Raw genomic sequence first — 578 nt, forward strand, 5'->3', positions numbered from 1 at the left:
AGCCGTCGGCGGCGCTGGCCCATGACGAGGTGGGCAACCTGTTCCGGATCATCCGGGAGCTGACCGCGCAGGGGGTGGCGGTGGTCTACATCTCGCATCGGCTGGAGGAGATCCGCGAGATCGGGGACCGGGTGACGGTGCTCAAGGACGGCCGTACGGTCGCGGTGGGCCTGCCGGCGAAGGAGACGCCGACCTCGCAGGTGGTCTCGCTGATGACCGGCCGCAACGTCGAGTACGTCTTCCCGCCGCGCCGCGCGGAACCCGCCGCCGGGGACGAGGTGCTGCGGGTCGAGCACCTCACCGTGCCCGGGGTCGTCTCGGACGTGTCGTTCTCGGTGCGGGCGGGGGAGATCGTGGGGCTGGCCGGTCTGGTCGGCTCGGGCCGTTCGGAGATCATCGAGGCGGTGTACGGGGCGCGGCGCTTCTCCGGCGAGGTGGTGTTGGAGGGTAAGCCGGTGCGCCGGGGTGGTGGTACGACCGGTGCGGTGCGGCTGGGCATGGGGTTGGCGCCCGAGGAGCGTAAGGCGCAGGCGTTGCTGCTGGACCAGAGCGTCTCGCGCAACATCAGCCTGGCGAGT

Annotated in this window: 1 protein-coding gene; it reads left to right on the plus strand. The window is 71.5% G+C overall.

From position 1 onward, the window contains the following. On the plus strand, positions 1-578 hold a 578-nt coding region (locus ABD817_RS39470), incomplete at both ends, for an ATP-binding cassette domain-containing protein (protein ID WP_344923579.1).

The sequence above is a fragment of the Streptosporangium oxazolinicum genome (genome assembly GCF_039537505.1).
Lineage (GTDB): Bacteria > Actinomycetota > Actinomycetes > Streptosporangiales > Streptosporangiaceae > Streptosporangium > Streptosporangium oxazolinicum.